Source organism: Streptomyces sp. B6B3, assembly GCF_039871525.1.
Taxonomy (GTDB): Bacteria; Actinomycetota; Actinomycetes; order Streptomycetales; family Streptomycetaceae; genus Streptomyces.
In genome coordinates this window covers 176,463-202,993 of sequence record NZ_JBDPLU010000014.1, presented here as the reverse complement: position 1 = coordinate 202,993, position 26,531 = coordinate 176,463, and the positions used below count along the sequence as shown (strand labels likewise).

Below are 26,531 nucleotides of genomic sequence, written 5' to 3'. Positions count from 1 at the left end.
TCCAGGTGTGCTCACGGGGGGGGTCAGGGGGCGCCCTGGTAGGGCAGGTGGCCGACGACGGACACGTCGGTGGCGCGGTCGCTCCGGTCGACGCGGTAGATGCCGTCGTTGGCGACGAAGAACATGGGGGCGTCCGGATAGCGGAGCTCCTCGGGGAGTTCCTCCCGGTCGGTCCAGGCGAAGAACTCGCGGGCGAAGGTGGCCCGGTCCTTGCGGCCGTACAGGTGCAGGTCGCCGGCGGTGAGCGGGCTCAGAACGCACCAGTGCGGGCCGTACTCGGCGTAGAAGGCGCGCTCGCTGACCAGCACGGACTGCCGGTCGTGGGCGCGGAAGACGGTGTCCCAGAAATCCTCGGGGAGCCCGCCGTGGGACACCGCGTGGGACACCAGGAACAGCAGGTCGTGGGCGTGCCAGGCGGTGCTGGGGGCGACGTCCGCCTCGTTGTGCCAGCCGGTCGCCGAGGTGAAGTAGCCGGCGGGCGTCTGGTGCCGGGCGTAGGTGCGCAGGCAGCGGGTGACGAAGTCCGCCAGCTCCGGGTCCGGCACCTCGCGCAGCACCTGCTCGACGCCGTGCAGGGTCAGGCCCATGCCGGCGATCAGCATCGGGGTGTCGGTCCGCCGGGCCCGGTCGCCGGTGACGTACCAGTAGCGGTGGAAACGGGTCAGTCCCTCGTCGTCCGTCCAGGCGGAGCGGGCCACGTGCCGGCACAGCCGGATCGCCTCGTCCAGGTATCTGCGGACGCCGTACCGGCGGGCGGCGAGCACCAGGGGCGCGGTCATCAGCCCGTAGTACTCGGCCGGTTCGAGGATCCCGCCGTCGCGCCGGTCCCGGACGGTACGGAACGCCCCCGAGCTGTCCGCGTCCGGCACCCCGGGGTGGTGGAACAGCTCGATGAGGGTGTCGAGGTCCTTGGGGATCTCGTCGACGTAGGTGGCGTCGCCGGACAGCTCGGTGTACAGCAGCTTCACCCACACCCGGGCGTACTCCTGGTTGCAGGTGCCGTCCTCGCCGGGGCGTCCGCCGCCGTAGGCGCCGCAGGCGTCGAGGTTGCGCCGCACCGTGGCGAGCACGTCGGCCACCTCGGCGGCGGGCAGCAGGTGCCCGGCGTGCCGCAGGCCCAGCAGCAGGCCGAGGCTGCCGACCGCGTTGTGGATGAGCCCCGAGCTGGCGGACTCGCCGACCTGGAACCCGATGTGCCGGTACTGGCCGTCCGGCTGCACCGCGTGCCCCTGGTAGCGCGTCATCCGGCGCCACAGCTCCACGCCGCGCTCGTCGGGCCGGGCCGCGAGCGCCTCGGCGTACGCGCCCAGCGCGGGCGCCGAGAAGGCGGCGTGCCCGCTGGTGAAGTCCAGGAACGTGGCCGGGTTGGTGCCCCACACGCTGTGGTTGTGGAAGCCGTTGATCGCGCCCTGGTCGGTCACCCAGGTGCGGGTCCAGCGGGCCAGGGCGGCCACGTCGGGGACGGGCTGGGCGCCCTGGGGGTCCTGGGGGTCCTGGGCGGGCGGCTCGTTGACGGTCATCGGGTGGGTCCTTCGCCGGGGATGAGGTCGGCCTCCGCGAGCTCCGCCCACAGCGCCTCTGGCAGATGCGCACGGTAGCGGGCCGCGTTGGTCTCGGAATGTCGCGGGGTGCGGGTGCCCAGCACCACCGAGGCGACCGCGGGGTGCCGCAGCGGGTAGGCCACGGCGGCCTCCGGCAGGGTCACGCCGTGTTCCTCGCACCGGTCGGCGAGGGCGTGCACGCGGGCGAGCAGGGCGGCCGGCGCGGGCTGGTAGTCGTACCGCGCGCCGGGGGCGGGCCGGCGCGAGCCGAGCAGTCCCGAGTTGTACACCCCGGCCGCCACCACGCCGACGCCGCGCTCCGCGGCGAGCGGCAGCAGGTCGTCCAGGGCGCTCTGGTCGAGCAGCGTGTACCGGCCGGCGACCATGACCACGTCCACGTCGCACCGCCGCACGAACTCGGCGAGCGGCGCCGCGCTGTTCATGCCGGCGCCGATCGCGCCGACCACGCCCTGGTCGCGCAGTTCGACGAGGGCCGCCACGCCCGTGGTGGACGCCTCGGCGAAGTGGTCGTCCGGATCGTGCAGATAGACCACGTCGACGCGGTCCAGGCCGAGCCGTTCCAGGCTGCCCTCCAGCGAGCGGAGCACCCCGTCCCGGCTGAAGTCCCACTCCCTGCGGAGCGTCGCGGGCACCGCGAAGCCCTGCTCGTCGAGCCGGTTCGCGGTGTCCGGGCTGGGCACCAACAGCCGGCCCACCTTGGTCGAGACGACGAACTCCGCGCGCGGCCGGCCGGCGAGCGCCGCGCCGAGGCGGCGCTCCGACAGGCCCAGGCCGTAGTGCGGGGCGGTGTCGAAGTAGCGGACGCCGGCGTCCCAGGACGTGGCGACGGCGCCGGCCGCCTCCTCGTCGCTGGTCGGGTGGTACAGGTTGCCGAGCTGGGCCGCGCCGAAGCCGAGCTCGGTCAGGGCGGGGCCGCGCCGGAGCGTCCGGGTCGGTATCCGCTGGTCGCTGCGCTGCTCGGCGGGGTGGTCGGCGCCGTGGTCGATGGGGTGGCTCATGCCTCGTCCAGCCTCTCCGGATGTGCGAACGGCTCGCCGGCGACGAAGCGGGCGACCTCGGCGGCCACACTCTCCCCCAGCCGGTGCAGCTCGCCACCCATGGAACCGGCGACGTGCGGCGTGAGGACGACGTTGGGGAGTTCGAAGAACGGGCTGTCGGGCGGCAGCGGCTGCGGTTCGGTGACGTCCAGCACCGCCGACAGCCGCCCGGAGCGCAGCTCCGCCAGCAGCGCGTCGTGGTCCACGACGGCACCGCGCGCGGTGTTCAGCAGCGTCGCGCCGTCCCGCATCAGCGCCAGCCGGCGGGCGTCGATCTGGCCGACCGTGGCCGGCGTCAGCGGCTGGTGCAGCGAGACCACGTCGGCGGCGGCCAGCACCTCGTCCAGCGGCGCGGCCCGCACGCCGAGCTCGGCGGCCAGCTCCGGCGTCAGCTCCGGGCTGTAGGCCACCACGTCCAGGTCGAACGGGCGCAGCAGCCGGATGACCGCCCGGCCGATGGTCGAGGCGCCGACGATGCCCACGGTGCGCCGGTAGTTTCCGGTGTCGGTGAACTCGGTGGCCCGGTCGAACGGCGCGCGCCGCTCGCGGTACATCCGCTCGGCGCGGAGCGCGGCCTTGTTCGCGAGCAGGATCATCGCCAGCGCGAACTCCGCCACCGGCACGGCGTTCGCGGCCCGCGCGTTGGCCGCGACGACGCCGCGGGCGGCCAGCGCCCGCGGGTCCGCGAGGCAGGTCGCGGCGACGCCGCCGGCGTAGACCACGGCGCGCAGCCGCGGGGCGTCGGCCGGGGAGGCCAGCACCGGTGCGCCCCAGCCGGCGAGTAGCACGTCGGTCTCGGCGAGCGCGCGACGGGCGGCGTCCGAGTCGAGGTCGGTGAGCACGAGGTCCGGGTCGAGGTCGACCAGCCGCCGCAGCCGGTCCAGCGCCTCGCGGTGGAAGATCCGCGGGACCAGCGAGGCGGGGCTCATCGCGAACGTCGCGCGGGGACGGTTCACAGCGCGCCGCCCGTGGGGGCGGGGGTGGAGGCGTTCACCTGGGGCACCAGCCGGAGCCCCGCGTTGACCGGGCGCACGTGCGGCCCGTCCGGATGCGACCAGGTCCCGTCGGACCGGCCCGCCGCCGGTTGTTCCAGGGCCGGTGCGGGGAAGGCCGACTCGTCCACGGTGATGCCGAGTCCCGGGGCGTCGCCGAGCCGGATGCCGCCCTGCTCGACGGTCTGGTCGGTCGTCAGGCCCACCGGGTCGGACAGGTCCTGGATCTCGGCGACCAGGTGGTTGGGCACCGCGGCGGCGGCGTGCGCCAGCGGGTTGGCGTGGTACCCGACGGGGCTGACGGGCAGGTCCCGGCCCTGGGCGAGGGTGGCGACGCGCAGGAAGTGGGTGACGCCCCAGACGCTGGCGGCCTGCACGACGCCGACGGCGTCCGCGGCCAGCAGCGGCCAGTACTGTTCCAGGCCCGTGAGGTTCTCGCCGGTGGCGACGGCGGCGCGCGCCGCCCGGCCGACCGCGCGGTTCCCGGCCGGATCCCAGCGCCGCACGGGCTCCTCGATCCAGGTCAGGTCCACCCGCTGCTCGATCCGCGACAGCAGCCGGACGGCCTGGTGCCGGCCCCAGCTCTCGTTGACGTCGAGCATCAGCGCGGGGCGCCGGGTGTTGCGCTGCAGCGTCCGCCCCACGGCCTCCAGCCGGACGGCGTCGCGGTCGGCGTCGAGCCCGCCCTTGATCTTCGCACCGGTGAAGCCGCGTTCCGCCCACCGCTCGTAGAACGCCACCAGGGCGTCGTCGTCGAGCGCGATGTCGAGCCCCGACGCGTAGCCGGGGACGAACCGGTCGGCGGCGCCGAGGGTGCGCCACAGCGGCTCGTCGGCGAGCTTGGCCTTGAGGTCCCACAGCGCCATGTCCAGCGCGCCGATGGTGCCGAACGTCGACCCGGCGTGGCCGCTCTTGAAGACGTGGGCCAGCATCCGGTCGTAGAGGGCGGTGACCGCCCGGGGGTCCGCGCCCTCGATGGCCGGGAAGACCCGTTCGACGTCGCCGTGGCCGCCGAGACCGACGCCGGTCAGGCCACCGTCGGTCTCCACCAGGATGACCGGAACCTCCGTCACGCCGGCGGCGATGACGCCGTTCGCGTCCCCGACGGGGCGCCCCCACCGGTGCACGGTCCGGAGGCTTCGGTACCCGGTGATCTTCATTCGACATCGCTCCTTGGCTGCCGCGACCAGCGGTTTCGCAACTTATCATACGAGTGATGTCTTGTGAATCCCGGTCGGAACCATTGCCCCCGCCCGCACCCGACGCTACGGTCTCCCCCCATAAATCATATGTGTGATGTATGTCGTGTCAGGAGGAGTGGGAGCCCATGCCGAAGAGACGTGCCGGCGCACTGGGGGCGGCGGCGGTAGTCGCGGCCGCCGCGTGGATGCCGGTGGCCATGGCGGACGGAGCGGGGGACGCCGGCCGGGACAGCTACACCGTGTACGTGTCGCTGGACGGCGAGGAGGGCGCCACGGGAACCCTGGACGACCCCTTCCGCACGGTCGAGGAGGCCAGGGACGCGCTGGCCGGCCGGACCAGCGCCCGCGACCCGGGGCGCGTCCTGATCCGCGAGGGCGTCTACCAGGCGACCGAGACGGTGGCGCTGACCGGCCCGGCGAACAGCCACGTCAGCTACGCCGCCTATCCGGGCGAGGAGGTGGAGTTCACGGGCGTGACGACGCTGCCGGCGTCCGGGTTCGTGCCGCTCGCCGAGACGCCCGACGATCCGCGGTACTCCTCCGCGTCACGGGTACCGGACGCGGTGAGCGACCAGGTCTATGTCTACGATCTCGGGGCCGAGGGCATCCCGACGGGTGAGATCAACAAGAACGGCTTCAACTGGAAGCCGCAGCCCTTCGCGCCCCAGCTGATGACCGACGACGTGGTCCAGACGCTGGCCCAGTACCCGAACGGCGATGCCACACTGGACAGTTCGGCGCTCAGCGTGCGGGAGGCGTACCAGGGGGCGCGCGACTTCTTCTCCGACAAGACGGCGGACGGCAGCACGATGCCGTACGAGGAGATGCTCCAGCTGCCGGGCCCGGTGTTCACGGCCGTCGACCCGACGGTGTCGGAGCGGTTCGGGTCGTGGGCCGCGCCGCACCAGCCGTCGGGCGCGGAGGTGGTCGACAACACCGCCTACGAGACGGACGGTTGGCTGTCGGGCTACTTCGGCAACAACTACGCCAACGACCGGGTGCGGATCGACTCGATCAGCCCGGAGGGCCTGAACGACGAGGGCGTGGCCGACGGTTACCACGTCCGCACCAGCTACCCGACGATGTACGCCTCCACCGACAAGTGGACGTCCTTCGTGGCGCAGAACGTGCTCGGCGAGCTGGACGCCGAGGGCGAGTACTACATCGACCGCTTCGAGGGCCACGACGTCCTCTACTACTACCCGCCGGGCGGCACGGTCGAGGGCAGGGAGATCAGCCTGACCTCCTTCGACCAGCCCTTCTTCACGCTGGAGAACGTCACCGGGGTCACGCTGAAGGACATCCGGATGAACGGCTCCACCAGCAGCGGCGTGCGGCTGCTGGACGCCGAGTCCTGCACCATCGACGGCGTCGAGATCCTCAACGTCAGCCTCGACGCCGTGACCATCGGCGAGGCCACCGACACCATCACCGCGGTCGCCGAGTACCGCACCAGCCGGGGCGGGCACGACAACCGGGTGGTCAACAGCGTGCTGCACGACCTCGGCGGCGGCGGCGTGTTCCTGGCCGGCGGCGACCGCGACTCGCTGGAGCGCGGTAACAACGTGGTGGCGCACAACGAGATCTACAACTTCTCGAAGCTCGCCACCTACACCCCGGCCGGCTACCTCTACGGCGTCGGCAACACGTTCCGGAACAACCACGTGCACGACGCGCCGCACATGGCGATCCAGATCATGGGCAACGACATGCGGGTGCTGCACAACCGCTTCGAGAACCTGGTCACCAACGCCTCCGACCAGGGCGTGATCTACGCCGGGCGCGACTTCACGTACCTCAACAACGAGATCGCCTACAACTACTTCAAGGACATCGGCCAGGACGGCAACCAGGCCATCTACATGGACGACGGCATGTCGGGCATGGTGATCCACCACAACTTCTTCGACACCGCCCAGCACGGCATCTTCTACAACTCCGGGCACTCCAACGTGGCCACGGACAACGTCTTCAGCGGCGTGGAGTACCTGGGCCACGACAAGCTCTACCACGAGGACGGCCCCGACCTGCCGGTCTCCAACGGCAAGGTCGTCATCGAGCGCTTCAACGACATGCTGCTCGTCGGCGACGGCACCGGGTTCAGCAACACCGCGGAGAACGTCGAGCGCTGGTACGAGCACTACGCGGACCAGTACCCGAACATCAGCGACTGGTACGTGCCGGCGGACGCCAGCGGCGAGCCGTGCGCGGAGATCGGCACCACCGAGTGCACCATGGCCGAGGTCTGGGAGAACCCCGACTCGGTCTACGTGCCCGCGCACAACGTGCTGAGCCACTCGGTCCTGATCGACACCGGCGGCTTCGCCTACACCGACGACGCCGACGGTCTGAGCATGAAGACCTTCAACCCGGACTTCGAGTCCCACAGCGTGTCCGGCGACGCCGCCGCGGACTTCGCCTTCGACCCGGAGACCGGCCGCTTCGACCCGCGGACCACCTCGCTCAACACCACCGACGGCTTCGGCCGGAGCTGGGTGCGCGAGTGGAACCGCGACTTCACCCTGGAGGGCATCGGCCCTCGCTGAGTCACCAGCACGATGCCCCCGGACCCACCCGGCTCCGGGGGCGTCCGGCTTGCCGCCGACGACCGGGCGGCCCGGGCCCGGCCCGGCACACGCTCCGCCCAACCGGGCACGGCCCGGAACCCGCCGGACCGCACCAGACCGCGCGGACCAGCCTCGGCCAGGGGCGTACCCGGCCGGCTCGGGTGGCGTCGGGGTGGGTTCGGGGCCTGCTGGGCTCGGCCCGGGCAGGGTTCGGAACCTGGCCTGTCAGGCGCGCGGATCGACCGGCCGGCTCGGGTCATACGGGCCGGCTGGACCAGACGTGCGTGCCGGGGCAGGCACGGGCGTCGGGTGGGGGCCTGGCCGCCAGGCCGGGCCCGGACCGTGGCCGGCTCAGGCGCCGGAGGCGCCCGTGGCGCTCGGCCGCGCCGGCGCCCTGCGCCGGCTCCACGCCTGTTCGATGTGCGCGCTCATGGCCTGCGACGCGCCCAGCGGATCGCGGGCCGCCAGCCGCTCCACGATGACCCGGTGCTCGTCGTTGGCCGTGCCGCACGACGTGGGGTCGGGGATGCCGGTGTAGAGCGTCGTGGTGCGCGCCTGGGCGTGCACGATGCCGACGATGGAGTGGCCCAGCGTGTTCCCCGACGCCTTCATGATGAGGTCGTGCAGCTCGACGTCGGTCTCGGTGAACTTCTCCGGCGTGGGCGCCTGCTCGTCGAGCAGCCCCAGGGTGTGTCGGATCGCTTCGAGCTGGTCCTCCGTCGCGCGGGTGGCCGCCTCCCCCGCCATCTGGGACTCCAGTGCGGAGCGGACCGCGACCAGCTGGTCGAGGATCACCAGCTCGTCGTCGTGCCGGACGGCCGCGGCGAGCACCACCGGGTCCAGCAGGTTCCAGCTGTCGGGCGAGGTCACCGTCGTGCCCGAGCCCTGCCGGGCGTGCGCCAGGCCCTTGGCCTCCAGGCTCTTCACGGCCTCCCGGATCGTGGTCCGGCTGACCCCGAAGCTCTCGCACATCTCCTGCTCGGTCGGCAACGAGGCGCCTGGGGCGAAGTCACCGCTGGCGATGCGGTCCACCAGCACCTCGACGACCGCGTGCGCCAACCGGGCAGGGCGTTTGGGCCAGGTCGGCAGTGCTCCGGCCGTGGCCTTCGTGCCTCTGGCGCCAGTCCGTGCCATGCGCGTCCCTTCACGTCGGGGCTGCCCTCGGGCCTACGCACTCTAGTCAGGCGGCTAGTCAGGCGGACACCGTGGAGCATTCATATGACGACTTACGTTACACGAGCGAGTGGAACCGCGTCATCCGAGGTCGGCCACGCCGCCGCGGACGACGGCGCGCCCCCCTTCCAGTATCGGGGACCGCGCAGCCGCCAAGTGCCGCGACCAGGAGGTCACAGGGCCGGGGACGCCGCCGGGGGTCGGGACGCGGGCGCCGCGCTGTGGACGACGCCGTCCGCCTCCAGGCGCCCGATGCTCTCCGGGTCCAGGCCCGCGTCCGCGAGCACCTCCCGGGTGTGCTGCCCGTTGAGCGGGGCGGGACGCGTCACCGACGGCGGGCTCGCGGCCAGCCGGAAGGGGAATCCGGGCGTGGTGACCCGGCCCTCGGTGGGGTGCTCGTAGCTGACGAACGACTCGTTGTGCCGGACCTGCGGGTCGGCCAGGAGTTCGTCGTAGTCGTACACCGGACCGCACCAGACGCCGGCCGCGCCGAGCACGTCCAGCCAGTGGGCGGTGTCGCGGGTCCGCAGCCGGGCCTCGACCAGGGTCGATATCTCCTCGCGCCGCTCGAAGCCGTCCCGCTCCGCGTCCAGCGACGCCAGGCCCGGCTCGTCCAGCAGCTCCGCGAGCCGGGCGGGCTCGGCGAAGGTGAGCGCCAGGTACCCGTCGCTGGTCGGGTAGACGCCGTAGGGGGCGCGGATGTAGCTGTGGGCGTGGATCGCCTCGCCGCGGCGCTGCGGCACCCCGCCGACGGTGCGCACGCTGATCTCCTGCATCTGCGCGGCGATGATCGCGTCCAGCATGTTGACCTGGACCAGCTGGCCCTCGCCGGTGCGCTGGCGGTGGAAGAGGGCGGCCAGCGCGCCCTCGAAGGCGGAGTACGCGGCGAAGGCGTCCACCAGGAAGTACGGCGCGGGGGTCGGCGCCTGGCCCGGCCGCCCGGCGCTGAACAGGGCGCCGCTCATCGCCTGGAGCAGCAGGTCCTGCCCGGGACGGCGGGCGTACGGGCCGGTCTCGCCGTAGCCGGAGATGGACACGTACACCAGGTCGGGCCGGATGGCCCGCAGCGTCTCGTAGTCCACGCCGAGCCGCTGGGCGACGCCCGGCCGGTAGTTCTGCAGGAAGACGTCGGCGGTGGCGACCAGCCGGTGCAGGGCGGCCAGGCCCGCCTCCGACTTCAGGTCCACGGACAGGCTGCGCTTGTTGCGGTTCAGCGAGAGGAACGAGGCGTTCACCTCGTTGCCGGTCGCGCCGCCGGCCGCGGCGTGCCGCTGCCATTCGCCGGTCAACGGCTCCACCTTGATGACGTCGGCGCCGAGGTCGCCGAGCTTCATCGCCGCGAACGGCCCGGACATCGCGATGGACAGGTCGAGCACACGGACGCCCTCGAGAACTCTCATGCGGGTAATGTTAGCGCTATCGGCAGCGCTAACACCACGGCGGCGGGCGACCGGTCTCCGTAGAGTTGCCTCGGCATCGGGCATGGGGAGAGCGGGCGGATGAGCAGCGGCAAGGAACCGGCGAACGGCACGAGCGGCACGGTGCGGCGCCGCACCTCGACGCGGTCGGTCACCCTGCGGGACGTCGCGGCCCACGCCGGGGTGTCGTCGCAGACCGTCTCCCGGGTGCTGCGGATCCCCGACGAGGTCGCCCCGCACACCCGCGCCCGGGTCGAGGAGGCCATCCGCGAGTGCGGCTACGTGCCCAACCTCGCGGCCCGCAACCTGGCCTCCAACCGCAGCAAGATCGTGGCCACGGTGATCCCTTCGCTGTCCGCCTCGGTCTTCTCCGAGACGCTCACCGGGCTGTCCGACGTGCTGGCCCCCGAGGGCTACCAACTGCTGCTCGGCTACACCGACTACGACGACGAACGGGAGGAGGCCCTGATCCGCTCGCTGGTCGGCCGGCGCCCCGACGGCATCGTCATGACCGGCGCGGTGCACCGGGAGACCATCGTCGCGATGCTGCGGACCGCCCGCATCCCGGTGGTGGAGACCTGGGACTGGACGGACACCCCGCTGGACGTGCTGGTCGGCTTCTCCAACGAGCGCGCCATGTACGAGATGGTGTGCCAGCTGCACGGCGCCGGGTACCGGCGGCCCTGCTTCGTCGGCTCGCTGCCGGCCGGCGACCACCGGGCGCGGCGCCGGCTCGCCGGCTTCCGCCGGGCGGCGGCCGAGCACTGGCCGGGGCGCGAGCCCCGGGTGGTGGACGCCTCGGGACACCCGCTCACCCTGGAGTCCGGCGCCCGCCTGCTCGACGTGGCGCGCGGCGCCCACCCCGAGGCCGACGTGCTGGTCTTCTCCACCGACATCTTCGCGAACGGGGCGCTGCTGGCGGCGGCCCGGCGCGGGCTGCGGGTGCCAGAGGACATCGCGGTGACGGGCTTCGGCGACTTCGAGCTCTCCCGGATGCTGCACCCGGGACTGACCACGGTGGCGCTGCCCAACGCCACCATCGGCCGCGAGGCGGCCACCCTGCTGCTACGCCGGATGCGCGGCGAGCGCCCGACCACCCGCACCATCGACCTCGGCTTCGAGATCCGCCGCCGCGGCAGCGCATAGCCCTTGCCGGGCGGTTCGGTAGGCACGGACCCCAGCCAGTCCGGTTCCCGAGGCGCCACCGGGTTTCGGATATCCCGACGTACTCCTCGTCCGGCGGCCACCCGAGGGCCCGGGATGCGCGTGTCCCCGGACCATCCGTTGCCCGTACCCGGCAGGCACCCCACCGGCCCCCGGACGACACGGCGCACCTGCCCAGCCGCAGCCGCCGCACGGCCCGGGGACGCCCCGTCCCGGCCGGCGCAGGGGTCCGAGGCCCCGCACAGTCCCTCACCCGCGGCCGCGCGGCCCCGAAGTGCCCCCGGATGGTGGCCCGAGAACTCTTTCCGCCCCGGATGGGCGGCCCAGGAGATCCCAGCCGGCTCATGGTGGGAGCGGGGGCAGATGTCCCCTTCGGGGCCGGCGCGGCCCGGGAACTCGCTCCGAGACCTCGGCGGTCCGGGCGGCCAACGAGCCCGGGACATGAGGCACGGAACGTTCCCCGCAGGCCCCGTACGCGGTCACCGCCGGAGGCATGGACGGCTCGGGGGTCCGCCTCTCGCCGTCGATCACGTGCGTTCCGGGGCGGGACGGTCATCGGCGGGTCGGTCCGGCGGTACCCTTCAGCCTCCGCCTCCGGCAACCACCGCCACAACTCCGACCGGCCGGACGGCCCGGCCGGGGCGGCGCGATCAACGGCACCCACTCGACGCACTCCGGGCCGCCGTACCCCCGCCCGCTGCGTCGGGGCGCGTCCGTGGTCGGGTCAGTCGCCCGGCAGGGGCCCCGCTCAGCGCGGCGGCTCGCGGCCCGCCGCCAACTCGTCGAACACGTGGTCGGGGTCGTGCTGCTTCCAGTAGCGGAACATCAGCGCGACGCCGCGGCCCTCGTCGTCCCACGTGCGGATCGGCAGCGACGGGTCGACGAGGAAGCGTGGGTGGTCCCACTGCTGCGCGACGACCGCCAGCGGACGGCGGCCGGTCACCAGGATCCAGGTGGCCTTTCCGCTCGCGATCGTGGCGAGGAAGGGCCGCCCCAGGATGTGCCCGACGACGTCGGCCAGGGGGGTCTCGGGCGGCAGGTCGAGCGTCTCGTCGTGCGGGCGGGAGTCGTCGCCCATGGCGACGCTCCCGCGGTCCACGTGGATCCTCATCGCGGCCCCGCGGCCCGCAGTTCGGCGAGCCGTTCCGCGGCACCCTCGTGCCCGGCCTCGGCCGCGGCGGCGAACCACCGCTCGGCCTCCGCCGTCTCGTCCGCCTCCAGCTTCAGGCGCCCGAGGTTGGCCATCGCCTGGACGTCGCCCGCCTCCGCCGCCCGGCGGAACCACCGTTCCGCCTCGGCCCGGTCGCCCCGCATGACGTGCTGGATCGCCAGGTTGTTCATCGCGATGGCGACACCGCCCTCGGCGGCCCGCCGGTACCAGTCCAGCGCCTCCTCGCTCCGGCCGGCGCGACTGAGCAGCGCGCCCAGGTCGTTCATGGCCAGCGCGTGGCCCGCCGCCGCGGCACGGCGGTACCACCGTTCCGCCTCCGCCGCGCCCTCGGGTCGCGGCAGGGAGGCCCCGAGCTCGTACATCGCCCACGGGTCGCCGGCGTCGGCGGCGCGTTCGAGCCACCGCCGCGCGTCCCGCTCCCCCTCCTGGTCCCGCTGCCGGGCGAGCCACACCAGGCACTTGATGGAGGTGAGGTCGCCGGCCTCGGCCGCCGCGCGGAAGTGTTGTTCGGCCGCCTCGACCATCCCGAAGCGGGCCAGCCGCTCGCACCAGGCCTCGGCCTCGTCCGCGTCGTCCGCGGCCGCCGCCTGCGGCAGCACCGTCATCGCCGCGGGGCCGATCCCGCGGGAGAGCACATCGTCGTTCATCCGACCAACCTACCGACTCGCGCCGCTACCTCCGGCGGAAGACGGGGGTCCGCTTCTCGCGGAAGGCGGCGCGGCCCTCGGCCGCGTCCTCGGTGGCGAAGCAGACGGTCTGCAGGTCGCGTTCGTAGGCGAGCGCCTGGTCCTGCGGGAGGTTGGCCGCGGCCCGGAGGTTGGCCTTCGCGGTCTCGGCGGCGATGGGCGCCCGGGACGCGATGACGGCGGCGATCTCCAGGGCGCGGTCCAGCAGTCGGTCGGGCTCCGTCACCTCGCTGACCAGGCCCCAGCGTTCGGCCGTGGCCGCGTCGATCGGGTCGCCCGTCATCAGCATCAGGGCCGCGTTGCTCTCGCCGATCGAGGCGCGCAGCAGCGCGGACATGCCGCCGCCGCCGATCCAGCCGAGCCGGATCTCCGGGGCGCCGAACCGGGCGGCGGTGGAGGCGATCCGGATGTCGCAGCTGAGCGCGGTCTCCAGGCCGCCGCCGAGGGCGAGGCCGTTGACGGCCGCGATGACCGGCTTGCGCAGTCGGCGCAGCGAGTCGCAGTAGTCGGAGCGGTTGCGGAAGTCCCAGGGCGTGGCGTAGCCGTCCAGTTCGCGGATGTCGGAGCCGGCGCAGAAGGCGCGGTCCCCGCTTCCGGTCAGCACCACGGCGCGCACCTCGTCCGCGTCGTTGCACCAGTCGGCCAGCCGCGTCAGCTCGGCCGACATCTCGGCGGTGACCGCGTGCAGCTTGGCGGGGCGGTCCAGGGTGATCACGGCGACGCGGTCGGACAGCGACCAGCGCAGCTCCTCCACGGTGCTCTCGGTGCCGCGGGGCCGGGCGTCGGACATGGCGGTGCGCTCCTCAACGGGGGGGTCAGCGGGGGACGACGGGGGTCCACGGGCGGTCAACGGGTCGGGCGGGGGGTCGGGGCGGGCGGCGCGGCGGCGCGGTGCAGGCGGAGGGCCTCGTCCAGCGACTCCCCCACCGGCCGGCGGCCGGTGACGGCGTCCCTGAGCACGGCGGAGGCCGCGGTCTGGAACGCGGGGTAGCCGGGGTGCCGCGGGCGCACCCAGGCGTCCTCCGTGCTGGCCAGGGTGTCCGCGTAGAAGCCGCCGTACGCCGCGTTCACGTCGGGGTCGGTCCACGCCTCGCGGCGGCTCGGCTGTCCTGCGTGCCGCGGCAGGAACCCGCGCTGCGCGTCGGCGGACATCAACCAGCGGAGGTGGCGGGTCAGTTCTGCGGTGACCCGGGTGCCGCGGGTCACCGCGAGGCCGGTGCCGCCCAGCGTGGAGCCGAGCGGCCCGCCCTCGACCAGCCGGGGCACGTCGCCGAACCGCACCGGCGCGCCCCAGTCGCGCGCGGCGTAGCCGGCGTAGCCGTAGACGAACGGGCAGTACGCCAACCGGTCGCCGGCGGCGACGCGTTCCAGGAGGGCGATGGGGTTGAGGTCGTGGGTCTCCGGGTCGGCGCGGGCGGCCAGGTCGCGCATCAGCTCCAGCGCGGTGCGGCCGACCTCCCGGGACACCAGGGCCGCGCCGGGCGCCGGGTACGGCGTCTCGCCGAGGCCGACGCAGAGCGAGAGGAACGTCAGCAGCGCGTGCGGGCCGGCCAGCGACAGCGCCACCGGCAGTCCCGCGGCCAGGGCGGTCACCTCGTCCCAGGTGCGCGGCAGGTCCGGCACCCGGGCCCGGTGGGCGGCGGCGACCTGGGTGGCCACGTCCAGCGGGGCCGCCCACAGCCGCCCGCCGTTGGTGTAGGAGGCGGCGGAGTTGCCGACGGTCGCCGCGCGCCACTCGGCCAGCAGCTCGGGCGGGAACAACGCGTCGAGCGGCTGCAGCGCGCCCGCGGCCAGGGCGTCGCCGAGGTGCGGATGGTCCAGGACCACCAGCTGGTAGCGCTCGCACAGCTCGGCGATCGGGTGCGACTCGAAGCCCTCCAGCGACTGGCTGTCCCAGCCGAGGGTGGAGTCGTGCGGCTCGGCCGAGAAGCGCGCGGCGGCGCGGCGCAGGGCGGCGGTGCCGCGGGGGTGGTCCCAGGTGAGCCCGCGGTAGTGGGTCATCTTCTCGGCCGTCACCCGGCCAGCGCGCCGACGCGGAACGTGGTGTGGTAGCGGCGCTCCTCGCCTGGCTCCAGAAAGGTCATGGTGCCGTCCCTGCGGGCCGCGAGCTCGCCCTCGACGTGGTGGGTCGAGGGCTCGAAGCCGACGGCGTAGGCGCCCTCGCGCAGGTGCAGCCACTGGAAGAACGCGGGGAACTCCCGGGTGTCGTACTCCAGCTCGAAGAAGACGCCGAGCCGCTCGTTCACCAGGCGCGGGCGGGCCCGTCCGTCCGGGTCCGCGACCACCCGGTGCTCGTAGACCTGCTCGACGAAGCCGGGTTGCGGAGCCGGCATCTCGACGTGCGAGACGCCCTGTTCGGCGACGCTGTCGGACTGCCAGAGGGTGCGCTCGACCGGCACCTCGTAGCGCGCGCCCTCGTCCAGGAAGGGCCAGCCGACGTTGACGTGGTACAGGTACATGTGCGGCGTCGGGTCGAAGCCCGCGTTCCGCACGGTGTCGATGAGCCGGATCTCGGTGCCGCCCAGGTCGGCCTCGATCCGGCGGGTGAGCCGCAGGTGTTCGCCGAAGATCGCGGCCTGCCGGACCTCGCCCTCGGCCCACAGCACGCAGCGGCCGTCCTCGGTCCACTCCTCGCCGTAGCCGCGCAGCCTGGCCGGGATGTTGCCGACCCGGCCGTGCAGCCCGTTCCACACGGTGGTGCGGTGCGGGTAGCGGTACTGCGAGGCGTCCACCTCGGCGGTGAACAGCGTGTGGTCGAGCCCCGCGGTGACCAGCAGGCCGGAGAAGCTGCGCATCAACGAGAGGCCGTCGTCGTCCCGGTACTCGTGCAGTCCGGGGTGCCGGAAGCCGGTGGCCGAGCGCCAGCCGAAGCCGTGGCCGCGGAACTCCGCGGTACCGAGGTCCATCGCCCGGTCCACCAGCACGTCGAAGCCGAGGCCGGCGCCGGTGCGGAACTCCAGGGCGCGGATGCCGCGTTCGGCCCCGTCGTCGAGCACCACGGCGCGCACGCCGCCCGCCGCGCCGAGGTCGCCCGCCCGCCGCGCCAGTTCGGCCCGGTCGTAGTCGCGTCCGCCGATCTTCACGCCATCACCCATCCTCCGTTGACCTCCACGCACTGCCCGGTGACGAACGAGGCGTCGGGTCCGGCCAGGAAGGCGACCACCGCGGCCAGTTCCTCGGGGCGCCCGCGCCGCTTGAGCGCCTGCCGGTCCAGCACGAACCGCCGGTACTCCTCGGGGTTCTCGTGGATCTCCTCCGCCCGGGTCGGGAACGCCCCGGGCGACACGCAGTTGACGCGGATCCCGTGCGGGCCCAGCTCGCGGGCCAGCGCTCGGGTGAGGGCGACCGCGGCGCCCTTGGTGGAGACGTAGGCGGCGAGGTCGGACCAGCCGCCGTGCATGGTGATCGACGCGATGTTGACGACCGAACCGCCTCCGGCGGGTATCTGGTGCCGCGCGACGGCCTGGGTGGCGACCCAGGGGGCGCGTTGGTTGACGGCCAGCACGTGCTCGTACTCGGCCAGTTCGACGTCGAGGAAGGGGCGGGCCGGATAGACGGCGGCGTTGTTCACCAGCACCCGGGGCGGGCCGAGTTCGGCGGCGACGCGGTCCACCGCGGCCGTCACGGCCGCCGGGTCGGCGAGGTCGGTCTCCAGCGGCAGCGCGTGGCCGCCCGCCGCCTCGACCGCCTGCACGGTGCCCGCCAGGGACGGCGCGTCGACGTCCAGCACGGCGACGTCGTGGCCGTCCGCGGCCAGCCGGGCGGCGATGGCCCGACCGAGCCCGCCGCCGGCCCCGGTGACCAGCGCGGCGGTCACCGGGCGCCTCGCCTCGGGAGCGCCCGGGCGGGCGCGGAGCCGGGCCGCCGGGCGGGCCGGCGACCCGGTCCGTGACCGCGGTCCTCGGGCTCGTTGCTGGGGTCGTTCACGGGCGCACCTCGTCTCCCGGCCGGCGTCGTCGCCGGCAGATGTTAGCGGTAACGGCAGCGCTAACGCCAGGGTGCCGCATCACGCGGACACCCTCGGGCGGTGCCGTTTTCGCGCGGTCCACGGTCTTGACACCCCCGCGGCGCCTTCCTACGGTCCTCGAATGAAGCATACGTATGACGAATAACGTACGAAGCCTCGGGTTGTCCACCCCGCACGCCCCCTCGATCGGAGCCGCCGATGTCCCCGCACGCCAACCGCAGACAGTTCCTCGCCACGGCAGGCGGCGCGGCCGCCGCCCTGGGCGCCGCCCCCGCCCGGGCGGCAGCCGGCGACGGCGCCACGCCGCGGATCGCGCCCGGCACCCGGCCGGAGGGACACGACCTGCGGCTGTGGTACGACCAGCCGACCACCGAGTGGGTGGGGGCGCTGCCGCTGGGCAACGGCCGCCTCGGCGCCATGGTCTACGGCGGCGTGGACGAGGAGCGGATCGAGCTCAACGAGGACACGGTGTGGGCCGGCGGTCCCTACGATCCGGCCAACCCCGACGCGCTGGAGGCGTTGCCCGAGATCCGCCGGCTGGTGTTCGCGGGCGAGTGGGCCGCCGCCCAGACGATGCTGGAAAGCACCTTCGTGGGCACCCCGAAGGGGCAGATGCCCTACCAGACGGTGGGCGCGCTGCGGCTGGGGTTCGCCCGCGGCGGCTGGCCGGCGTTCGACTACTACCGCGAGCTCGACCTGACCACGGGGATCGCCACCACCCGGTACGTGCTCGACGACCGGACGTACACCCGCGAGGAGTTCGTGAGCGCGCCCGACCAGGTGATCGTCATGCGGCTGACCGCCGACGACAACGAGCGGATCGACTTCTCGGCGGAGTTCGACAGCCCGCAGGAGACCACCACCTCCTCCCCCGACCCGTTGACGGTCGCCCTGGACGGCGTGACGGGCACCGTGGAGGAGGTCACCGGACGGGTCGCCTTCCGGGCGCTGGCCACCGTGCGGGCCACCGGCGGCACCGTCGTCAGCGAGGGCGGCACGGTCACCGTCACCGACGCGGACGAGGCCGTGGTGCTGATCTCCGTCGGCACCAACTACGTCGACTACCAGGACCTGACGGCCGACCAGAACGCGCGCGCCCAGGCGCCGTTGACCGCCGCGGCCGACACCCCGTACGACGAGCTGCGGGCCCGCCACGTCGCCGACCACCAGGCGCTGTTCGGCCGCAGCACGCTCGACCTGGGCAGCACCGACGCGGTGGCGACGCCCACCGACGAGCGGGTGGCGGCGTTCGGCGACGGCTCCGCCGACCCGCAGCTGATCACGCTGCTCTACCAGTTCGGCCGCTACCTGCTCATCGCGTCCTCCCGCCCGGGCACCCAGCCCGCCAACCTCCAGGGCATCTGGAACCACCAGCTGCTGCCGCCGTGGGAGTCCAAGTACACGATCAACATCAACGCCGAGATGAACTACTGGCCCGCCGGCCCGACCAACCTGATCGAGTGCCTGGACCCGGTGCGCGCGATGCTCCGCGACCTGTCGGTGACCGGCGCCGAGACCGCCCGGATCCAGTACGGCGCCGGCGGCTGGGTCACCCACCACAACACCGACGGCTGGCGCGGCACCGCCCCGGTCGACGCGCCGTTCTACGGCCAGTGGCAGACCGGCGGGGCGTGGATGTCCCTGCACATCTGGGAGCACTACCGCTTCACCCGGGACCTCGACGCGCTGCGCCGGGACTTCCCGGTGCTCGCCGGCGCCGCCCGCTTCTTCCTGGACGCGCTGGTGGACGACCCGAACACCGGGCACCTGGTCACCTGCCCCTCCAACTCACCCGAGAACGCCCACCACGAGGACGTCTCCGTGTGCGCCGGGCCGACCATGGACATGCAGATCATCCGCGACCTGTTCACCGCCGTCGCCGACGCCAGCACCCTCCTGGACACCGACCCCGACCTCCGCGACCGGGTGCTGGCCGCCCGCGACCGCCTCGCCCCCACCCGGATCGGCGCCCAGGGCCAACTCCAGGAATGGCAGGAGGACTGGGACGCAGGCGCCCCCGAACAGACCCACCGCCACGTCTCCCACCTCTACGGCCTCCACCCCAGCAACCAGATCACCCCCCGCACCACCCCCGACCTCGCCCAGGCCGCCCGCACCACCCTCGAACAACGCGGCGACGACGGCACCGGCTGGTCCCTCGCCTGGAAGATCAACTTCTGGGCCCGGCTGGGTGAGGGCGACCGGTCGCACAAGCTGCTCACCGACCAGCTCACCTCCGAGCGCACCGCGCCGAACATGTTCTGCCTGCACCCGCCGTTCCAGATCGACGGCAACTTCGGCTCATGCGCCGGCATCACCGAATGGCTCCTCCAGTCCCACACCGACGAGACCGACCTGCTCCCCGCGCTGCCACCCGCCCTCCCCGACGGCACCGTCACCGGCCTGCGCGCCCGCGGCGGCTTCGAGATCGACGTCACGTGGCGGAAGGGCCGACTGCGCGAGGCGACCATCCGCTCGCTCGCCGGAGCGCCGCTCCGGGTGCGCACCCCGCGGCCCGTTCGGGTGACCGCGGACGGCGCGGCCGTGGCGGTGGAACGCCCGGAGCCGGACCTGGTCGCCTTCGCCACCGAGGCGGGCACCGCGTACGTGCTCACGCCGCGGACCGGCTCCTGACGCCCGGCGTCGTTCGACCGGGCGAATCGACCAGGTGAATCGTCGTAACTTTTCCGCCGCCCGGTTGATAAGCAGAACGACGTCTGAGCACACCAGCGCGGACGGACGGCAGGTCGGACGGCAGAAGGGTGCACGGCATGAACAGGTGGGCACGGTGGCCGCTGGCGGCGCTGGCGACGATCGGGGCGGCGGCGCTGGCCGGCGGGGTGGCCAGCGCCGACGAGCACTACGACGGCGAGACGAACATCGGCCCGCGCTCCGGGCTCCTGGTCACCGGCCAGATCGACGACCCGTTCGAGGACGTGCTGGAGCACGCGGCCATCCTCGACTCGTACACCATCACCAACGACTGAGGCGCCCGTTCGCCGCCCGACGCCCCCGTGATCCAGGCCCTCGGTCCCCGGCGGGCTCGACCTCGCCGGCGGCTGGCGGCGGGAGTGCGAGCCCCACCCGGCATCAGGTCGCCGGGGGAGTCCCCCATGGCTCCCCCGGCGACGGACGTGCCGGCCGACGCGCAGATCACGGAGTGGCGCGTCGGCCCCGCGTCGTGGACCAGGGCCAGCGGCCGGGCCGCCGCGAGAGGGTCGGCATAGGTCAGCCGGTGAAGGACTCGGGACCGAAGCGGCCCCACGCCACGAAGAGGGCCAGCACGAGGTAGATCGCGTCCCCCGTGATCGTGGCCCTCTCCCCCCGGCGCAGCCGCATCGTGATGGCTCCGGCGAACAGCAGGACGAGGCCGGTGGCGGCCAGCGGCACCAGGACTGGCGCTATGCCCAGCACGGCGGGCAGGACCAGGCCGACCGCGGCCAGCAACTCGACCGCGCCCAGGGCCTGGAGGGCACCGGGGCGGAAGTCCTCGACCCACCGGGCGGCGGAGCTCATGGCGGCCATCCGCTCCCTCGGCACGAACATCTTCGCGCTGCCGATCAGGCAGACGGCGGCCAGAACTCCGGCAATGATCCACAGCGCGACGTTCATCACAACTCCCCGATCGAGGTCTCCACACCCGAGACGAGACAGCGACCCGTCCTGTGACATCCAGCCGGACCAGGGGGCGGACCGTCGCCGTCGCGACCGCCGACGCTCGCGGAACCGGTGACCTCCCGACCGGCGGGCGGCCCCGGCCCGGTGGCTCTCAGGCGACCTCGACGCCGAAGTCCCCCACCAGTTCGGCCAGGCCGCCGGGGTAGCCGCGTCCGCCCACCACGAAGGCCCAGTCGCCGTTGTCGCGGCGCCGGAAGGACCCCAGCACCAGCGCGGTCTCCCCCGGGCGGCCGTCGGACACCTCCAGCCGGTCCAGTTCGGCGCCGGCGGCGTCCGTCAGCCGGATCCGGGCGCCGGTGAAGCCCGCCAGGTCGGCGTCCGCGTTCACCGCCGGGTCGATCGCCGCGACCAGCACCAGCCGGTCCGCCCGGTCGGGCAGCGCGTCGAAGTCGGCGCGCAGCGCCGCCCGGTCCGGTGCCCGCGCGGGCACCGAGTGCACCGACCCTTCGGGCGTGCGGGGGTTGTTGTAGAAGACGAAATGGTCCTCGCTGAGCACCCGCCGGCCCTCGCAGACCAGCGCGCACACGTCGAGCGCGACGTCGCCCTGCCACGAAACGCCGAGCACGTTGCCCGTGGGAAGCCCGGGCGGCTCGTCCGGCGCGGGGTCGGGCGCGGTGCGCCGGTCCGGCGCCGGACCACCGCCGAGATGCCCCGTGAGCCCCGCCTCGCTCAGCAGGCCCAGCAGCTCGGCGCCGCTGATCAGCGTCAGCGGCTTGCCGTTGGCGAAGGCGTAGGAGCCGGGGCCGAAGCCCGAGGTGGTCACCAGGATGCCCTTGTTCGCGCCGGCGCTCTGCACGGTGCCGTACAGGTCCCGCACGGCGGTCGGCGGCACGGTCGCCCGGTAGCGCTTCACCTGCACGATGATCCGGCCGCCCCTGACCGGATCGGGGTCCAGCGCGTCCACGTCCACGCCGCCGTCGTTGCTCCGCTGGGTGGTCACCGCCTGCATCCCGCGCGCCCGGAACAGCTCGGCGACCAACTGCTCGAACGCCACGGGGTCCATCTCCAGCAGGTCGGGATCGTCCTCGCCGAGCGTCACGACGCCGTCGCCGAGGTCGGTGGGCCGGCGGCCCGGCCGGACCGCGGTCGGCTGGTCGGGGCGCGCCGACAGCCGGCCGCCCAGGCCGTCGACCAGGCAGTCGGGGGCCTGCACCCGGGTCAGCGCCAGGCGGTCGAAGTCGTCGCGGGAGACCGTCACCGCGGCCAGGACCACCTGGGTGCGGCGGCCGGTGGCCGGGTCGTGGGCGTCCACGAAGCCGTTCAGCGCGACGGAGTCCAGGGCCCGGCCGGTGTCGGCGGCGAAGAGGTCGCGCAGCACGAGCAGCAGGGACTGGGCCAGCACCTCGCGGTACAGCGCGCGCCGCTGGGTGGCCGGGCGCGCCGTCTCCCGCTCCTCGTCGGCGGAGGCGACGTACCTGACCGCCTTCGTCTCCGGCACCACGTCGTACCGGGGCAGCTCCCAGTCCAGCACCAACTGCCGGGCCGCCGCGTCGAAGGCGGCCTCCACGCCGCGCGGAAAGCCCTCGGGCCAGCCGGTCGAGGCGTAGAGCGCGGCGGAGAAGTACTCGACGACGGCCTCGGTCCGCCCGCCGCGCAGGCCCTCCAGGAGCCGCCGGATGGTCGCGTTGTGCTGGCGTGTCTCCGCCCGCCGCTCCCCCGCCCAGCGGTCGTACCGCTCCCGGTAGTCGGCCAGTTGGGCCTGCCGCCGCACCTCGGCGGCCTGGGCCGCGTGCCAGTCGCGCTCGAAACGCTCCCGGGCCTCGGCCCGCGCCCGCCGCGCGCCCCAGCCACTCGGCGCCGGGTAGCGGGCCGGGTCGGGCATCGGGACCGGCTGGGCGAGCGCCCCGGGCGCGAACGGCTCCACCTCCTCGGGCCGCAGCAGCGCCGCCGGATCGAAGGCGGGCGCGGCGCAGCCGGCGACCAGCAGCCCGGACAGCTCCGCGACCCGCGCGTCCAGCTCCTCGGTCCGCTGCCGGGCGGCATCCTCCCGACCCCGCCGGTAGGCGGCCCGCCGCTCCCGTTCCGATCTGGCCTGCTCGCGCTCGTACGCCCGCTGCCGCCGTTCCGCCTCGCGCTGCTGCTGGATCCAGGCCCGGTGCGTGGCCTGCGTGCTCCGCTGCAACTGGCGCTGCGCCTGCGCCCAGGCCCCGAGCGTGCCACCCGAACGACGACTCATCGGTCTCGCATCCCTTCCCTCCACACCCCGGCCACCGGCGGTGACGGGCCCCGTAAAGACCAACGACCTGGCCTTCTGGTTGCCCACCACCAGCGTATGTAACGCGCGGGGTCCTTACCGGACTTGACGAGGGCAGTCGCTGAGGGCGTCCAGCGGGGCCCGGTCAGCTCACGCCTTCGTGGCCGCGACGCCGTGAGCGCGCTCCAGCAGCTCGCGCACCGCGCGGGTGTCGCGGTGCGGGCGCGTCCGGCGGCGCATCGCCTCGAAGTGGCCGTCGCCTCGGGCCGTGGACACCAGCTGGTAGTCGTCCAGGAAGCGATGCCAGCTGTCGCATGCCGCCTCCAGATGCCCGTGCTCGAACTGCCGCCGGGCCAGGACCGCGTACGCGTGCACCCGCCCCTGCCGCTCCTGCGGCGGCTGCACCCGGATGGACTGCCGCATCGTGGTGATCGAGCCCGGGAGGTCGCCCGTCTGGTACAGCACCGAGGCGACGTGGAAGAGGTAGGCGCACTGGTCGTAGCCGCCGATCGCCTCCCGCCGGGCATCCGCGCGCCCCAGCGCCGTCTCCGCCTCGCCGAGGCGGGCGAACGCCTGTCGCCGGTCTCCGGTCATCGAGGCCGCGTAGGCCTGTTGGCCGGCGAGGAACGCCCCGAGCCGCGGGCCGCCGCCCGGGGACGCCTCCGCCGCCGAGTCCGCCAGCTCCAAGGCCTGCCTCCCGTGCCCCAGGCTGGTGGCCTGAAGGCTCATACCGCGGAGGGTGCGGCAGTAGGTGACGTGGTCCTCCGCCTCCGCGGCGAGTTCCAGGGCCTTGACGTAGTACCGCTGCCCGACTCCGTGATCGCGTTCGTACATCGCCATCCACCCCGTCAGGTAGACGAGGTCGGCGGCGGCGGACAGCATGCCGCTGCGGACGCTGGGCGTCGCCGAGGCCCGCAGGTAGGGGGCCACGGTGTTCACCAGGAAGGCGGCCGCCATGGGCCGGGCGTGGCCGCCGCCCAGCTCGTCGAGGATGTCCGCGATCCGCTCGGTCATCGTGCGGACGGTCTGCACCTCTCCCTCGCCGATCCGCGTGGTGCGGCCCGCGGCGGTCGCCTCGGCGCGGCCGGCGAGGTCGGCGAAGGCCGGTGCGCTGAGGGTCGCCGAGTACAGGCCGGCCTGGATCACCTTGCGGCGTGACGGATCCATGTCGTCCCTCCCTATGTCGATGAGTTGTTCGGCGAGTGCGATGCGGTCGTCGTCCTCGGCGGGTTCGTCGGCGAGGCCGATGTCCCAAGCGGTCACCGGTCGGTTGAGCCGGCGGGCCAGCGCCTCGCGGAGGATGGGGCGCACCTGTGGTCTGGGGCGCGTTCCCGCCAACCAGTGCGACACCGCGGACTGGTCGTACCGCAGCTCGAGACCCGCCTCGGCGCCGACGCGGTTCACCGCGCGGGCGAACTGGGTTCGGGTCCATCGCGCCTGGTCGAGCAGCCTGCTCAGCTGTGTGTTGGGCGTGCGCGGTTCGCGGGCCAAGAGCAACTCCTGGTGGCTTTCATGGCTTTCACGTTCACCCGATCCCTCAACGGTACCGGCCGGCCCATAGGCGGAGTTACCTGTTCGTACGCGCCGATCGCGGAGAAATGGGGTCGGCATCCCAAGGAACCGCCGGAGGCGAGACACCGTGCCCGAGCCGATCGAGTGGCCGCCCGGGACGCCGGAGCACATTCGGCGTCCCGTGCCGCGTCGGGACTTCTGCGAGTGCGGGTTGCTGTTGAGCGAGGCCGAGCGGGAAGAACATGCCTGCCCGACGGCGGGTGTTGAGGAGCCGACCGCGTGAGCGTTCCGGGCGTCGACCCGGCGCGGCTGACGCTCTGGCAGCTCAAGGGCATCGCCTGCGCCCGTTGCGGCCGGGAGCTCCGGCCCCCGGCCGTCTCCGACATCCGCTACCTGGGCACCATCCGCGACTGCCTCGACCGCCCCGTGCCCCTCTGGGCCCGCGCACCGGGTTGTCGGGGCACATCGTGCGCGTGACGTCCCGCTGAGCGGGACCGGGTGCGCACGAACTCGTCCCAGAAGAGCGTCACTAGCCTGGTCGCATGGCAGACGAGCAACACCACGGGCACTTCGTCGGTCCGGGCGCCCAGCGCTACTACGCGGAGTCGGCGGACCGGCTGGCGGACCAGTACGAGTCGCTCGGCTTCGAGGACGCCCACCAGGCGTTCCTGCCCCTCCTCCCGCCGAGCCCCGCCACCGCGGCCGACATCGGTGCCGGCACCGGCCGCGACGCGGCCGCCCTGGCCGCCCGCGGCTACGCGGTCACCGCCGTCGAGCCCGTCCGACAACTCCGCCAGGTCGCCCGGCGGCTGCACCCCGATCCCTCGATCGTCTGGCTCGCGGACTCCCTCCCCACCCTGTCGCGCCTGCGGGGTCCGTTCGACCTGATCCTGCTCTCCGCCGTCTGGATGCACCTCGACGAGGCCGAACGCGCCCGAGCGGTCGTCCGCCTCCACGAACTCCTCGCCCCGGCGGGCCACCTCCTCCTCTCCCTGCGCCACGGCCCGCCCCCGACCGACCGCCGCATGTTCGACGTCTCCGACGAGGAGACCATCACGCTGGCGGCGGGCACCGGCCTGCGCCTGGTGCACCGCACCTCCGGGAGTGGCGACCGGTTGGGACGGTCGCACGTGCGCTGGAGCTCGCTGGCGTTCGCGCGCTGACTTGCCGGCGCGCACGGGATGTCAGACCCCGTTGGGACGATGAGGCCATGCGATACGGCGTGGACATCTGCACGCTCGGCGAGTACGCCGAGCCGGCCCGGGTCGTCGAGATGGCGCAGGCGGCCGAGGCCGCCGGGTGGGACGCCGTGTTCGTCTGGGACCATCTCGCCTTCGCCTGGGGCGTGCCGTCGGCCGACCCCTGGGTGCTGCTGGCGGCGGTGGCGCAGGCGACGACACGCGTCCGGCTGGGACCCGCAGTCACGCCCCTGCCGCGCCGCCGGCCCGCGGTCGTGGCCCATGCGGTCGCCACCCTCGACCGGCTCAGCGGCGGCCGGGTGGTGCTGGGGGTGGGGGCCGGCGGGGTCCCGGCGGAGTTCACGGCGTTCCGGGAGCCGGCGGAGCCGCGGGTGCGGGCGGGGATGCTCGACGAGGCGCTCGAGGTCGTCACGTCGCTCTGGCGGGGGGAGCCGGTCGACTTCGCGGGCGAGCACTACGCCGTCGACGGGGTCACGCTCGCGCCGCTGCCGGTCCAGCGTCCGCGCGTGCCGATCTGGGTCGGCGGGGACAGCCGCGCGGCGCGGCGCCGGGCGGCGCGCTGGGACGGCTGGATCATCGGCGGCGACAACGAGCAGGGTGAGATGACCCGAGCGCCCGCCAGCCTGGTCGAGGACCTCGCCCACATCCGGGAGCTGCGCGGGTCCAGCCCCGATGTCCCCTTCGATGTGGCCATGACGGGAGTGTCCGGCGGGCCGGAGGACGGCGTGTTCGCGCCGTACGAGGCGGCCGGCGTCACCTGGTGGCTGGAGCACCTCAGCGCCCGACGCGCGCCGCACGAGCGGTTGCTGTCCCGCATCGCGGCCGGACCGCCCACCCCCGACGGCGCGCGAACCCGGCGCACCGGATGACCCCACGCGCGCTCCAGCAGTTCGCGCACCACGCCTGTCCCGACGCATCGTGCGCGTGATGTCCCGCCGAACGGGACCGTACGCGCACGAACTCGTCCGTGGAGCGGCAGACGGGTGCGGGCCGTGCGAGCCGGACGGTG

Annotated in this window: 22 protein-coding genes; 7 read left to right on the top strand and 15 right to left on the bottom strand. The window is 73.9% G+C overall.

The genetic code is table 11. The features are described 5' to 3' along the window. Nucleotides 1-23 precede the first annotated feature (23 nt). The 4 genes from ABGB06_RS26470 to ABGB06_RS26455 are packed head-to-tail and all read right to left on the bottom strand — an operon-like array spanning nucleotide 24 to nucleotide 4,751. Complete coding sequence (locus ABGB06_RS26470; protein WP_347593726.1) at nucleotides 24-1,520, bottom strand: hypothetical protein; 1,497 nt, start codon at nucleotides 1,518-1,520, stop codon at nucleotides 24-26. Next, entirely contained in the window at nucleotides 1,517-2,500 is a 984-nt protein-coding gene (locus ABGB06_RS26465; RefSeq protein ID WP_347593812.1) for an aldo/keto reductase, read from the bottom strand. Before ABGB06_RS26465 ends, ABGB06_RS26470 begins: the two co-directional genes overlap by 4 nt. 56 nt (nucleotides 2,501-2,556) lie before the next feature. Next, nucleotides 2,557-3,555: a hydroxyacid dehydrogenase gene (locus ABGB06_RS26460; protein ID WP_347593724.1), complete on the bottom strand. Its 999-nt coding sequence runs from the start codon at nucleotides 3,553-3,555 to the stop codon at nucleotides 2,557-2,559. Beyond that, nucleotides 3,552-4,751 (bottom strand): enolase C-terminal domain-like protein, encoded by a 1,200-nt coding sequence (locus ABGB06_RS26455; RefSeq protein ID WP_347593722.1) that lies wholly within the window; start codon nucleotides 4,749-4,751, stop codon nucleotides 3,552-3,554. Before ABGB06_RS26455 ends, ABGB06_RS26460 begins: the two co-directional genes overlap by 4 nt. Nucleotides 4,752-4,918: 167 nt before the next feature. On the opposite strand from ABGB06_RS26455, the gene ABGB06_RS26450 reads away from it, so the two are divergent. After that, entirely contained in the window at nucleotides 4,919-7,339 is a 2,421-nt protein-coding gene (locus ABGB06_RS26450) for a right-handed parallel beta-helix repeat-containing protein (protein ID WP_347593720.1), read from the top strand. Between the two features lie 372 nt (nucleotides 7,340-7,711). Here ABGB06_RS26450 and ABGB06_RS26445 read toward each other — a convergent pair whose 3' ends face one another. Beyond that, complete coding sequence (locus ABGB06_RS26445; protein WP_347593718.1) at nucleotides 7,712-8,494, bottom strand: FadR/GntR family transcriptional regulator; 783 nt, start codon at nucleotides 8,492-8,494, stop codon at nucleotides 7,712-7,714. 212 nt (nucleotides 8,495-8,706) lie between these two features. Then, nucleotides 8,707-9,933 carry a CoA transferase gene (locus ABGB06_RS26440; protein ID WP_347593716.1) on the bottom strand — a complete coding sequence of 409 codons (1,227 nt, stop codon included), beginning with the start codon at nucleotides 9,931-9,933 and terminating at the stop codon, nucleotides 8,707-8,709. 99 nt (nucleotides 9,934-10,032) lie between these two features. Here ABGB06_RS26440 and ABGB06_RS26435 point away from each other — a divergent pair, with 99 nt between their 5' ends. Continuing rightward, the gene (locus tag ABGB06_RS26435; RefSeq protein ID WP_347593714.1) at nucleotides 10,033-11,097 is read left to right on the top strand and encodes a LacI family DNA-binding transcriptional regulator; all 1,065 of its coding nucleotides are present in this window, start codon (nucleotides 10,033-10,035) and stop codon (nucleotides 11,095-11,097) included. Between the two features lie 766 nt (nucleotides 11,098-11,863). Here the strand turns inward: ABGB06_RS26435 and ABGB06_RS26430 are convergent. From ABGB06_RS26430 to ABGB06_RS26405, 6 genes are read right to left on the bottom strand one after another with little or no spacing between them, the layout of a single operon-like run. Next, nucleotides 11,864-12,226 carry a hypothetical protein gene (locus ABGB06_RS26430; RefSeq protein WP_347593712.1) on the bottom strand — a complete coding sequence of 121 codons (363 nt, stop codon included), beginning with the start codon at nucleotides 12,224-12,226 and terminating at the stop codon, nucleotides 11,864-11,866. After that, nucleotides 12,223-12,933, bottom strand: a complete 711-nt coding sequence (locus tag ABGB06_RS26425) for a tetratricopeptide repeat protein (RefSeq protein WP_347593710.1) — start codon at nucleotides 12,931-12,933, stop codon at nucleotides 12,223-12,225. The genes ABGB06_RS26430 and ABGB06_RS26425 overlap by 4 nt, the downstream gene beginning before the upstream one ends. A 25-nt stretch (nucleotides 12,934-12,958) precedes the next feature. Beyond that, the gene (locus ABGB06_RS26420; protein ID WP_347593708.1) at nucleotides 12,959-13,762 is read right to left on the bottom strand and encodes an enoyl-CoA hydratase/isomerase family protein; all 804 of its coding nucleotides are present in this window, start codon (nucleotides 13,760-13,762) and stop codon (nucleotides 12,959-12,961) included. A gap of 56 nt (nucleotides 13,763-13,818) precedes the next feature. Continuing rightward, nucleotides 13,819-14,988, bottom strand: a complete 1,170-nt coding sequence (locus ABGB06_RS26415; protein ID WP_347593706.1) for a carbohydrate ABC transporter substrate-binding protein — start codon at nucleotides 14,986-14,988, stop codon at nucleotides 13,819-13,821. Next, nucleotides 14,985-16,055: an aldose 1-epimerase family protein gene (locus ABGB06_RS26410; RefSeq protein ID WP_347593704.1), complete on the bottom strand. Its 1,071-nt coding sequence runs from the start codon at nucleotides 16,053-16,055 to the stop codon at nucleotides 14,985-14,987. The genes ABGB06_RS26415 and ABGB06_RS26410 overlap by 4 nt, the downstream gene beginning before the upstream one ends. After that, a complete protein-coding gene (locus ABGB06_RS26405; RefSeq protein ID WP_347593701.1) occupies nucleotides 16,052-16,789 on the bottom strand; it encodes an SDR family oxidoreductase in 738 nt (245 codons plus the stop codon). The genes ABGB06_RS26410 and ABGB06_RS26405 overlap by 4 nt, the downstream gene beginning before the upstream one ends. Before the next feature lie 348 nt (nucleotides 16,790-17,137). On the opposite strand from ABGB06_RS26405, the gene ABGB06_RS26400 reads away from it, so the two are divergent. Continuing rightward, entirely contained in the window at nucleotides 17,138-19,573 is a 2,436-nt protein-coding gene (locus tag ABGB06_RS26400) for a glycoside hydrolase family 95 protein (RefSeq protein ID WP_347593699.1), read from the top strand. Between the two features lie 137 nt (nucleotides 19,574-19,710). Continuing rightward, nucleotides 19,711-19,926, top strand: a complete 216-nt coding sequence (locus ABGB06_RS26395) for a hypothetical protein (RefSeq protein WP_347593697.1) — start codon at nucleotides 19,711-19,713, stop codon at nucleotides 19,924-19,926. A 241-nt stretch (nucleotides 19,927-20,167) separates the two neighbouring features. Here ABGB06_RS26395 and ABGB06_RS26390 read toward each other — a convergent pair whose 3' ends face one another. From ABGB06_RS26390 to ABGB06_RS26380, 3 genes are all read right to left on the bottom strand, one after another. Further along, entirely contained in the window at nucleotides 20,168-20,551 is a 384-nt protein-coding gene (locus tag ABGB06_RS26390) for a DoxX family protein (protein ID WP_347593694.1), read from the bottom strand. Between the two features lie 157 nt (nucleotides 20,552-20,708). After that, a complete protein-coding gene (locus ABGB06_RS26385) occupies nucleotides 20,709-22,793 on the bottom strand; it encodes a restriction endonuclease (RefSeq protein ID WP_347593692.1) in 2,085 nt (694 codons plus the stop codon). Between the two features lie 168 nt (nucleotides 22,794-22,961). Beyond that, the gene (locus ABGB06_RS26380) at nucleotides 22,962-24,302 is read right to left on the bottom strand and encodes a hypothetical protein (RefSeq protein WP_347593690.1); all 1,341 of its coding nucleotides are present in this window, start codon (nucleotides 24,300-24,302) and stop codon (nucleotides 22,962-22,964) included. A gap of 300 nt (nucleotides 24,303-24,602) precedes the next feature. Here ABGB06_RS26380 and ABGB06_RS26375 point away from each other — a divergent pair, with 300 nt between their 5' ends. From ABGB06_RS26375 to ABGB06_RS26365, 3 genes are all read left to right on the top strand, one after another. After that, nucleotides 24,603-24,800: a hypothetical protein gene (locus ABGB06_RS26375; protein WP_347593688.1), complete on the top strand. Its 198-nt coding sequence runs from the start codon at nucleotides 24,603-24,605 to the stop codon at nucleotides 24,798-24,800. Nucleotides 24,801-24,865: 65 nt separating this feature from the next. After that, on the top strand, nucleotides 24,866-25,486 hold the full coding sequence (locus ABGB06_RS26370) for a class I SAM-dependent methyltransferase (RefSeq protein ID WP_347593686.1): 621 nt from the start codon (nucleotides 24,866-24,868) through the stop codon (nucleotides 25,484-25,486). Nucleotides 25,487-25,533: 47 nt separating this feature from the next. After that, entirely contained in the window at nucleotides 25,534-26,391 is an 858-nt protein-coding gene (locus ABGB06_RS26365) for a TIGR03619 family F420-dependent LLM class oxidoreductase (RefSeq protein ID WP_347593684.1), read from the top strand. The last annotated feature ends 140 nt before the right edge of the window (nucleotides 26,392-26,531 follow it).

Coding starts and splice junctions, on each gene's coding strand:
- ABGB06_RS26470 (WP_347593726.1), bottom strand. CDS start 1,520: ATGACCGTCAACGAGCCGCCCGCCCAGGACCCCCAGGACCCCCAGGGC.
- ABGB06_RS26455 (WP_347593722.1), bottom strand. CDS start 4,751: ATGAAGATCACCGGGTACCGAAGCCTCCGGACCGTGCACCGGTGGGGG.
- ABGB06_RS26450 (WP_347593720.1), top strand. CDS start 4,919: ATGCCGAAGAGACGTGCCGGCGCACTGGGGGCGGCGGCGGTAGTCGCG.
- ABGB06_RS26445 (WP_347593718.1), bottom strand. CDS start 8,494: ATGGCACGGACTGGCGCCAGAGGCACGAAGGCCACGGCCGGAGCACTG.
- ABGB06_RS26440 (WP_347593716.1), bottom strand. CDS start 9,933: ATGAGAGTTCTCGAGGGCGTCCGTGTGCTCGACCTGTCCATCGCGATG.
- ABGB06_RS26435 (WP_347593714.1), top strand. CDS start 10,033: ATGAGCAGCGGCAAGGAACCGGCGAACGGCACGAGCGGCACGGTGCGG.
- ABGB06_RS26430 (WP_347593712.1), bottom strand. CDS start 12,226: ATGAGGATCCACGTGGACCGCGGGAGCGTCGCCATGGGCGACGACTCC.
- ABGB06_RS26425 (WP_347593710.1), bottom strand. CDS start 12,933: ATGAACGACGATGTGCTCTCCCGCGGGATCGGCCCCGCGGCGATGACG.
- ABGB06_RS26420 (WP_347593708.1), bottom strand. CDS start 13,762: ATGTCCGACGCCCGGCCCCGCGGCACCGAGAGCACCGTGGAGGAGCTG.
- ABGB06_RS26400 (WP_347593699.1), top strand. CDS start 17,138: ATGTCCCCGCACGCCAACCGCAGACAGTTCCTCGCCACGGCAGGCGGC.
- ABGB06_RS26395 (WP_347593697.1), top strand. CDS start 19,711: ATGAACAGGTGGGCACGGTGGCCGCTGGCGGCGCTGGCGACGATCGGG.
- ABGB06_RS26390 (WP_347593694.1), bottom strand. CDS start 20,551: ATGAACGTCGCGCTGTGGATCATTGCCGGAGTTCTGGCCGCCGTCTGC.
- ABGB06_RS26385 (WP_347593692.1), bottom strand. CDS start 22,793: ATGAGTCGTCGTTCGGGTGGCACGCTCGGGGCCTGGGCGCAGGCGCAG.
- ABGB06_RS26370 (WP_347593686.1), top strand. CDS start 24,866: ATGGCAGACGAGCAACACCACGGGCACTTCGTCGGTCCGGGCGCCCAG.
- ABGB06_RS26365 (WP_347593684.1), top strand. CDS start 25,534: ATGCGATACGGCGTGGACATCTGCACGCTCGGCGAGTACGCCGAGCCG.